The 9012-nt window shown below is 49.4% G+C and carries 8 protein-coding genes and 1 tRNA gene; 7 read left to right on the plus strand and 2 right to left on the minus strand.

The genetic code is table 11. The features are described 5' to 3' along the window. Window positions 1-79: 79 nt before the first annotated feature. Window positions 80-1360, minus strand: coding sequence for an oligosaccharide flippase family protein (locus BUA34_RS13820; RefSeq protein WP_083579804.1), 1281 nt, complete (start codon window positions 1358-1360; stop codon window positions 80-82). Between BUA34_RS13820 and BUA34_RS13825 the strand changes: the two genes are divergently transcribed. From BUA34_RS13825 to lon, 6 genes are all read left to right on the plus strand, one after another. Beyond that, entirely contained in the window at window positions 1359-2048 is a 690-nt protein-coding gene (locus tag BUA34_RS13825) for a class I SAM-dependent methyltransferase (protein ID WP_072830571.1), read from the plus strand. The two genes, BUA34_RS13820 and BUA34_RS13825, sit on opposite strands and share 2 nt — an antisense overlap. 81 nt (window positions 2049-2129) lie before the next feature. Further along, window positions 2130-2209: transfer RNA gene (locus BUA34_RS13830), tRNA-Leu, on the plus strand. Between the two features lie 45 nt (window positions 2210-2254). Next, a complete protein-coding gene (gene tig, locus BUA34_RS13835; RefSeq protein ID WP_072830573.1) occupies window positions 2255-3514 on the plus strand; it encodes a trigger factor in 1260 nt (419 codons plus the stop codon). 12 nt (window positions 3515-3526) lie between these two features. Then, the gene (locus BUA34_RS13840; RefSeq protein ID WP_072830575.1) at window positions 3527-4117 is read left to right on the plus strand and encodes an ATP-dependent Clp protease proteolytic subunit; all 591 of its coding nucleotides are present in this window, start codon (window positions 3527-3529) and stop codon (window positions 4115-4117) included. After that, entirely contained in the window at window positions 4117-5406 is a 1290-nt protein-coding gene (gene clpX, locus BUA34_RS13845) for an ATP-dependent Clp protease ATP-binding subunit ClpX (RefSeq protein WP_072830577.1), read from the plus strand. The genes BUA34_RS13840 and clpX overlap by 1 nt, the downstream gene beginning before the upstream one ends. 47 nt (window positions 5407-5453) lie before the next feature. Further along, window positions 5454-7796: an endopeptidase La gene (gene lon, locus BUA34_RS13850; protein ID WP_072830579.1), complete on the plus strand. Its 2343-nt coding sequence runs from the start codon at window positions 5454-5456 to the stop codon at window positions 7794-7796. Window positions 7797-7843: 47 nt separating this feature from the next. Here lon and BUA34_RS13855 read toward each other — a convergent pair whose 3' ends face one another. After that, a complete protein-coding gene (locus tag BUA34_RS13855; RefSeq protein ID WP_072830581.1) occupies window positions 7844-8458 on the minus strand; it encodes a hypothetical protein in 615 nt (204 codons plus the stop codon). 95 nt (window positions 8459-8553) lie between these two features. On the opposite strand from BUA34_RS13855, the gene BUA34_RS13860 reads away from it, so the two are divergent. Next, window positions 8554-9012 (plus strand): hypothetical protein, encoded by a 459-nt coding sequence (locus BUA34_RS13860; protein WP_072830582.1) that lies wholly within the window; start codon window positions 8554-8556, stop codon window positions 9010-9012.

Below are 9012 nucleotides of genomic sequence, written 5' to 3' on the forward strand. Positions count from 1 at the left end.
TATTGTTATTTATCGTTGCTTTAGGCTACTGTATTTATGAATTTTTGTTGCCGTTGTTTGGCTAGGCCTGATGCTTGCCTTACCAGCGGATTCTGCTGTTGCGGATAAAGTACCCAAATAAAATTGCAGTAATCACCAAATCGCCGGTGAGGGCGAAAAGCGGAATCATGGCGTTTTCGAGGTAAATCCCTGCAAGCCCGCAAGCGATGACGTTCGAAGCTCCGCCGATGCTCACCATGATGGCGTAGGCGCGTGTGGCGTGCTCTTTGAGGAGTGTCGAGATGAGCGTAGTGCGTGCAGCCTGGAAAATGAGCGAGAACGAAAGTATCTGTAAAATACTTGCGCTTGTTTGTAGCGTAGTTTCGGTCCACGGGGCGGCAAAGAAGAGAATCTTTAAAATCCACGATGGAAGTAGCCACAGGGGCGAAGAGCAAATTGCGATGAACAGCGTGAATACCGCGATGTCTTTGAGGTGAAGGTCTTTGTCGTGCGAGGCGTGGAGTGTGATGAGGTTTGACGAGATGAAGTGCACCATGATGCCCGAGCAGAGCACGAGAATCTTATGCCCGAAATTGTAGCAGCCGAGGAATTCGGCACTGGCGAACTTGTCGGCGACATAGAGGCCGATGGGCAAGTAGGCGAATGCGGCAAAGCTCGAAATGGCATACGGAATGCCGGCCTTGATCATGAGTGCGATAAAGCGGAACGTACGGCGCGTGATTTTCAGGAGATGCGCGTGGAATGCCTGCGTGACGCCGTAGAAGAATGCGGGGAGGGCGGCAAGGACCATTGCAAGCGCAATCAGTTCAATGCGTTCTGCTTTGAAGTAGAGCAGCGTGATGCCCATGACCGCGGAATACGAAATCGTGTGCAGGAGTTTCGAGACAAAGAGGCGTTTCCAGAATTTTCCGCAGATGAAGTACCAGTCGAAAAATGCATGCTGGAACACGAGCCCAAATGTGAAAATCAGTTCGCCGTAAAAAATCGGATGGTTGTAGCGGAACGTGAACGCGAATGCGATCATGAGGAGAGCTGCTGCCACGGCTGAAAAAAGCCGCAGTTGCAGGATGCTCCTGAAAAGCGTTCCTTTCGTGGCACGGCTCCCGAAAAAAGCGAGGATGAGGGTGGTCATGCCGAAGTCGGCGATGGCGCAAAAGACGGAATAGTCCGTTTGGAGGAGTCCAAAGTGTCCGTACGAAGCTGTACCAAGGTTCCGTGCAATGAAATTCTGTACAAAAAATGAAATTCCTTGAATAAGGAGGTTTACAAATGCGATAAATACGCCGATTTTGATATTGCGGAACGCCTGAAACATTGATGTAAAGATAAAAAAGAACTTAGTTACTATATTTCGAGCCATGGGTAAATTGCAAGGTCAAAGTTCTTTCTTCGTTCCGGGTCCGCCGGCTATGCCGGGGGAGGCTCACAAGCCGCTGGTCGAGTTTTTGCTCCGCGAGGTTCGCGGGGAAACGGTGCTCGATCTCGGTGGTGGCAGAGGCGCTTACTCGCTCGAATTGAAGAAGGCTGGCTTTGATACGACGGTTGCCGATATCAACGAGGAATCGCTTGCTGTTGCCGACAAGAATGGGCTCAAGACAAAATTGCTTGAACCGGGTGAGCCGCTTCAGGAAAATCTGGCCGATACGGTCATGATGATTGAGGTTCTGGAACATGTTCCGCATCCGGTGGAGTTCTTGAAGGCTGCAATCGGGGCTGCAAAAAAGCGTGTGCTTTTTTCGCTCCCGTGCACGAACGATTTTGACACTTTGTTTGAAAGCGGACTCACGTATGCGCATATCGCAGTATCGGACCACCTGTCGCATTTTTCGTACGATGAAATGAAGCTGCTTTTGGATGGCCTCGGTGTGGAGTATAGCCTTACGATGGGCGACTACTTGTTCCCGGGGGCGGGCATCAAGCTTTTACGCAACTGCTTTACGGGTCCGCTCGGATTCCTCCTGATGCTCCCGTTCCGCGTGCTCAACAAGCTGGGCCTTATTCCGAAGCGTTACCCGTCCCGTTTTTACGGTGTTATAGAAAAAAGGTGATTCTTGGCTGTTGCAAAAGGCTATTTACGGAAAAAAACAGAATAACTTTTTGCAATTTTTTGTATCTTTGGTCTTGAAATCGCGAGAGTGGCGGAATTGGCAGACGCGCCAGACTTAGGATCTGGTACTTCGGTGTGTGGGTTCGACTCCCACCCCTCGCAGTTCTTTTTTTATCACCTTTTTAACAACCGTATACCGGAGTCTATATGTCCGCTGAAATCAAAGAAACAAGCGCAACCGTGCGCACCCTTGAAATTACAATCCCGCAGGGTGATCTCAAGGTTCCGTTCGAAAAGAAGCTTTCTCAGTACAAGAAGCAGGTCGCCTTGAAGGGCTTCCGCCAGGGTCAAGTGCCGAAGTCCATGATCTTGAAGCAGTTCGGACCTTCCATCCGTCACGAAGCTGTCGATGATATCGTGAACTCTATCGTTCAGGAAACGCTCAAGGGCGCAAATATCATTCCGGTTGGCAAGATGGTCGTGAAGGAATTCAACGACGACGAAAAGAGCGACATCACACTGAAGGTCGAAGTCGAAGTTGATCCGGAAATCGATATCAAGGGTTACGCAGACACGGGTATCACCGTTCCGGCTACTGCCGTTCACGAAGAAGAAGTCCAGGCTGAATTCGACCGCCTCATGCAGATGTGGAGCAAGGACGAACACGTTGACCGCGAAGCCAAGAAGGGTGACGTTGTTGTTGGTGACTATATCGAAGTTGTTATCGACGGTGAAAAGCAGGAACTTCCGGAAAACAAGGAATTCCGCTCTCTCCTCGGTGAATCCGCTTCTCCGGGATTCGACGAAGGCCTCATGGGTTCTAAGGCCGGCGACAAGAAGGAAATCAACTTCAAGTATCCGGATGACCACAAGGACGAACGCTACCGCGGCAAGACCGCTCAGTTCAACGTCGAAATCAAGGACGTTCGCGAAATCGTTCCGCCGACTTTGGACGAAGAATTCTGCAAGCAGATTGGCGTGAAGGACGAAGCTGACTTGAGAAACAACCTCGCCGAAAGCCTCGCTGCCCAGAAGAAGGACGCTGCAAAGAACAAGTCCATCAACGAAGCTATCGACAAGCTCATCGAAGCTAACCCGTTCGAAGTGCCGAAGGCTCGTATTTACGACCTCATCAAGTGGACGCTCAACCGCAATGCCCAGAGCGAAAAGGACGTTGTGGAACCGACCGAAGAACAGATAAATGAACTCTCCGGCGAAGCTATCCGCGAAATCAAGAAGCACCGCATTCTCGAATTCGTTGCCACGAAGGAAAAGATCAAGCCGACGCAGGCTCTCGTTGACGAACGCCTCCAGCAGATGGCTAACGCTTACCACGTGGAATTCGAAAACTTGAAGAACCACTTCCGTCAGTCTGGCCGTATCAACCAGCTGCGCGACGAACTTCGCTTCCAGATGGCCGCTGACTTCATCGTCGGTATCCGTCCGGCTGCTGAAGAAACAAAGTAATAAGAGGAATAAATGCTCATCCCTACCGTCATTGAAACTACCGGGCGCGGCGAACGCGCTTACGATATCTATTCCAGACTTCTCAAGGAACGTATCATCTTTTTGGGCACTCCGATTAACGACGAAGTGGCAAATAATGTCATGGCCCAGTTGATTTTCCTAGAATACGAGAATCCGGAAAAGGATATCACGCTGTATATTAACAGCCCGGGCGGTTACGTGTCGGCAGGGCTTGCCATTTATGATACCATGCAGCATGTTCGTCCGAATATCGCGACCATCTGCATTGGTAGTTGTGCTTCGATGGCCGCCGTGCTCCTTGCTGCAGGTACGAAGGGCAAGCGTTATGCGCTCCCGCATTCCCGCATCATGTTGCACCAGCCGTCGGGTGCTGCTACCGGTCAATCTACAGATATTCAGATTACCGCAAAGGAAATTATCCGTACAAAGGATACCCTTACCGAAATTGTCGCTAAGCACACCGGCAGGGCTGTCGACGAAGTCCGCGAAAAGACGGACCGCGACTTTTACATGGGCCCCGAAGAAGCAAAGGCTTTTGGTGTTATCGACGAAATTTTTGTGCCGCGTAAAGAGGGTATTTAATGTATCGTAGTGGGAAAAACCACCCGGCGGTGAGTTGCAGTTTTTGCGGAAAGCCGGCAGAACAGGTCGAAAAGATGATTACCGGTGCCGGTGCGTATATTTGCAGCGATTGCATACGCATGTGCAGCCGTATCTTGGAAGAAGACCTTGCACGTACGAAACAGGAACAGGAAGCTAAGGAAATTTCCTCGAAGCCGCTTCCGCTCCCGACCGAAATTAAGGCGCACCTGGACGATTTTGTCATTGGACAGGACCGTGCAAAGATGGCGCTTTCTGTTGCCGTTTACAACCATTACAAGCGTCTTCGCTACAAGCAGACTCATAAGTCCAAGGACGATGTCGATGTTGAAAAGTCGAACTTGCTCTTGGTTGGCCCGACCGGTTCGGGAAAGACCTTGTTGGCTCAGACGATGGCCCGTTTTTTGGACGTGCCGTTCACGATTGCCGATGCTACCGTTTTGACTGAAGCAGGCTATGTGGGCGAAGACGTCGACAGCATCATCGTGCGCTTGTTGCAGGCTGCCGATTACGATGTGGCAAAGGCTGAACGCGGCATTATCTTTATCGATGAAATCGACAAGATTGCGCGTAAGACTGCTAACCCTTCCATTACCCGCGACGTGAGCGGTGAAGGTGTGCAGCAGGGCCTCTTGAAGCTTTTGGAAGGTACGGTTGCGTCGGTTCCGCCGAAGGGTGGCCGTAAGCATCCGGAACAGCCGCTTGTGCAGGTGAACACGAGAAACATCTTGTTCATTTGCGGTGGCGCCTTTGAAACCTTGGACAAGATTATTTCCCAGCGCGTGAACCAGGGTGGTATGGGCTTTGGTGCCGAAATCCACACGGCTAGCGAAAACAGCTTGAGCGAACTCTTTAAGCAGCTCGAACCGGAAGACTTGATCAAGTTCGGTCTTATCCCAGAAATTGTCGGTCGTTTGCCGATTGCTGTTGCGCTCGAAGAACTCGACGAAAATGCTCTCATGAACATTTTGACTCAGCCGAAGAATGCGCTTGTCAAGCAGTACAAGAGCTTGTTCGCTATGGACAACATCAAGCTCGAATTCGAAGACGAAGCCCTCAAGGAAATTGTCCGCGAGACGATGACCCGCAAGACGGGTGCCCGTGGGCTGCGTTCCGTGATGGAGCGTGTATTGCAGCAGGCTATGTTCAAGATGCCGGGTTCTGGTGAAAAAACGTTTACCGTAACAGTTGAGATGGTAAAGGAAAGCCTTTATTCTAAACCTACCTCGGGTGGCGGGGCTTCCAAGAAATCAAAGACTAGCGTCGCCTAGACAACCTCATTACCTCGCAACTTTGCGAGGTTTACTAATTTTATAATATGGCTTTTGACTTTAATAAAACGTATCCGTTGCTCCCGCTGAGGGATGCTGTTGTTTTTCCGCTGACGACGAGACGCATTTTGGTAGGTCGCGAGATGTCTCTTCGCGCCTTGGAATTTGCTGAGAACCATAACAATGAAATTATCTTGGTTGCACAGAAAAACGTGGAACAGGAATCGCTCGACAATCCGATGCTCGACCTTTATACGGTGGGCGTGATTGCTCGCGTGGCGAATGTGACCCCGTTCCCGAACGGCTGTGTAAAGGTCGTCTTGGAAGGCGATGCGGTGGTGGATCTCCGTTCGATTATTTTGCGCGATGGATTTTTGCAGGTGACTGTTTCTGCCAGGGAACGTTTTGTTAAGGCCGAAGATAAGTGCGAAAAGTTTGAAGATGTGCTGAACATGTTCCGCGAATACGCGATGCATAGGAACATCGCCGAGGGCATGGTCGAAGCGCTCTTTACGATGGATAGTCACATTAACGCTTTTTACGGGATGATCCCGTTCCTCTCGATTTCGCTTTCTGAGAAGCAGGCGCTTTTGGAGATGGAAACGATTGATGCGCTTGCAGAGCGTTTGATTAGCTTGATGCAGGTGGCTCAAGAAAATGAGAATGTACTGATTCGCGTGCAGCAGAATGTTCGCCAGAAGATGGCGCAACAGCAGAAGGAATGGTTTATTTCGGAACAGATCCGCCAGCTGCAAGATGAACTGGACGGTGAAAACGGAGGTTCTTCGGAACCCGACCAGCTGCTCAAGAAAATCAAGGCCAAGAAGTTTAGCCAGGCGATTGAAGAAAAGCTCGAAGACGAAATCAGCCGCATGCGCATGATGCAGCCGACATCACCGGAATATGCGGTGAGCCGCAATTATGTGGACTGGTTCCTTTCCATGCCTTATGGCGTTTACACCGATACCGTTCTCAATATGAAGAAGGTAAAGGCGGAACTCGACTCCAAGCATTTTGGTTTGGACAAGGTCAAGGAACGCATTATGGAATACGTGGCCGTGCTGAAGCTTACCGGTACGGAACGCCGCGCTCCGATTCTTTGCCTTGTGGGCCCTCCGGGCGTGGGTAAGACAACGCTCGTGGAATCTATTGCTGCGGCCATGCAGCGTAACTTTGTCCGCATTACGCTTGGTGGCGTGCGTGATGAAGCCGAAATTCGTGGACATCGCCGTACCTATATCGGTGCCATGCCGGGTCGATTCATTCATGCGTTGCGCCGTGCAAAGTGCATGAACCCTGTCATTTTGCTTGACGAAATCGACAAGATGGCAAGTGACTTTAGAGGTGACCCCGCAAGCGCCATGCTTGAAGTTTTGGACCCCGAACAGAATCACGATTTTACGGACCACTTTATGGAAGTGGGGCTTGACTTGAGTCGTGTTTTGTTCATTGCGACTGCAAACAGCGAAAGCGAAATTCCCGAAGCCTTGCGCGACCGTTTGGAAATTGTGCGCTTGCCGGGCTACTATCCGCATGAAAAGTTGCAGATTGCAGGCAAGTATTTGCTCCCGCGCATTTGCGAACGCACCGGCGTGAAGCTTGATGAACAAATTAGCTTTAGCGACGAAATGATTAGCTCCGTGATGCGCGGCTGGACGCGCGAAGCCGGCGTTCGCGAGCTTGAACGTGTGCTTGAAAATGCGGTGCGTCATCGTGCAAAAGACATTGTGATGGGCAAGAAATTCAAGCCGGAAATGACGGAAAAGGTTCTCCACGATTACCTTGGAGCTCCGCGTTTCCTTGACAACCAGTTGCCGGAACCGGGCCGCCCGGGTGTTGTGACTGGCCTTGCCTGGACAAGTGTCGGTGGCGAAATTTTGCCTATTGAATGTATGCTCTTGAGCGGCAAGGGTCAATTGATTTTGACCGGTAAGCTTGGCGACGTGATGAAGGAATCGGCACAGATTGCCGTTTCACTTGTCCGTGAACGCTTGCAGCGCTTTGGCATTGATCCCGCGATCGTGAAAAAGACCGACATCCACATTCACGTGCCGGAAGGTGCCGTGCCGAAGGATGGGCCCTCTGCTGGTATCGCGCTTACGCTCTGCTTGCTCAGTGCGTTTACAAAGCAGCCGATTGCACCGGACATTGCGTTTACGGGTGAAGTGAGCCTCACGGGCGCCTGTCTCCCGATTGGCGGCCTTAACGAGAAGGCGCTTGCTGCACTTGCCGCTGGCGTAAAGACACTCCGCTTGCCCGAAGGCAACAAGAAGGATGTGGCTGAACTCCCGGAACCGGCAAAGAAAGGCCTCAAGATTTATCCGCACAAGCACATCGACGAAATCGTGAAGATTTTGTTCAAAGTGCCGAAGGCTGCGAAGAAAGCATAATTAAGTGAAAAATGAGCCCGCCACAGAGATGTGAGCGGGCCTTTTTGCTATTTGCGAATAAATTTAAAACCAATCCAGATGGAATAACCTTTTTCGTCTTTTATATGAGTATCTAAGTCAGTTGTAGTGAGAATGTCGGCGCCTATCGCGATACCTGAATAGAACCGTTCGGATGATTGCCACAAATAGCCCGTTTCAAATCTATAGTTGCCACCTAGAAGACCGATGTCGCCGCCAGATCCGATTTCGATATTCATTGAGGTTGATATATAAAAGTTTTGAATACTTTCAGTTGATTTGAAAAATGGATAAACGGTTACTCCTGGACCCATTCCGAAGAAAGCAGAACCAGGACGCTTGCCAGACACGGAAAGGCTGCGTTCTTTCTTGTTCCAGCCGTTGACATCACCTTTTGTTATTTCAAGTTCGATATTCCCGTAAATGGCGACAACACCCTTGATTAAACCGCCGAAACGCGTTGAAACAAGACCGCCTATGCCATTGTATCCAAGGTATTCATCGTTGTAATTTGGGTACTGTGATTGTGAAGTTGTGTGGATTGCATCTAAATGCCGAATAACTGGCGATAATGTGAAGTCAAAATAAAATCCGGCCGAAGCAAACGAGGCGAAAAAGAGTAGGAGCAAAAAAATTTTTCGCATGTTTGAGATCCTCCTTAAAACGCAATTATAATTTATACAAGTAATATAATCAAATTAGATGAAATGGGGGTTGTAATTTTTGTATTTTGGAAAATATGCAGAATTGTAAGCCTTTATACATTTTTGAAAAAAAGAAAGTTATTCACATTATGATTGTGGAGGCTATTCTTTTACTTTTGCCTGCAATTGTATTTGCAGTTGCTTTTGCGTATAGTTATATAAGATTTATGGGTTTAGAAGATCCAAGTCAATCTGATATTGGACCTGATTTTATGATGGCGATTGTATTGTGTCCTTTTTTACCGATATCGTTTGGGGCGCCATTGGTGCTTTTCTATCGCAGACTTTGGAAACGTCCAATAAGCAAAATGAAATATCTTATGGTGGCGATGATTCCTTCTATTCCTTTATTGTTAAGTGCTGTATTGTGGATTTTTAATATTTTCGTAGTTATTTTTGGGCCGTTGGCGTTGGTGATTCTGCTAGGAAGCGTGAATGCGGTATCTGAATGCGCGATTGAAGTTAAGGATGATTTAACGATGAATGAGGAATGA

It is taken from the genome of Fibrobacter sp. UWB12, assembly GCF_900142485.1.
In the GTDB taxonomy this organism is placed as follows: Bacteria; Fibrobacterota; Fibrobacteria; order Fibrobacterales; family Fibrobacteraceae; genus Fibrobacter.

Coding starts and splice junctions, on each gene's coding strand:
- BUA34_RS13825 (WP_072830571.1), top strand. CDS start 1,359: ATGGGTAAATTGCAAGGTCAAAGTTCTTTCTTCGTTCCGGGTCCGCCG.
- BUA34_RS13855 (WP_072830581.1), bottom strand. CDS start 8,458: ATGCGAAAAATTTTTTTGCTCCTACTCTTTTTCGCCTCGTTTGCTTCG.
- clpX (WP_072830577.1), top strand. CDS start 4,117: ATGTATCGTAGTGGGAAAAACCACCCGGCGGTGAGTTGCAGTTTTTGC.
- BUA34_RS13820 (WP_083579804.1), bottom strand. CDS start 1,360: ATGGCTCGAAATATAGTAACTAAGTTCTTTTTTATCTTTACATCAATG.
- BUA34_RS13840 (WP_072830575.1), top strand. CDS start 3,527: ATGCTCATCCCTACCGTCATTGAAACTACCGGGCGCGGCGAACGCGCT.
- tig (WP_072830573.1), top strand. CDS start 2,255: ATGTCCGCTGAAATCAAAGAAACAAGCGCAACCGTGCGCACCCTTGAA.
- lon (WP_072830579.1), top strand. CDS start 5,454: ATGGCTTTTGACTTTAATAAAACGTATCCGTTGCTCCCGCTGAGGGAT.
- BUA34_RS13860 (WP_072830582.1), top strand. CDS start 8,554: ATGCAGAATTGTAAGCCTTTATACATTTTTGAAAAAAAGAAAGTTATT.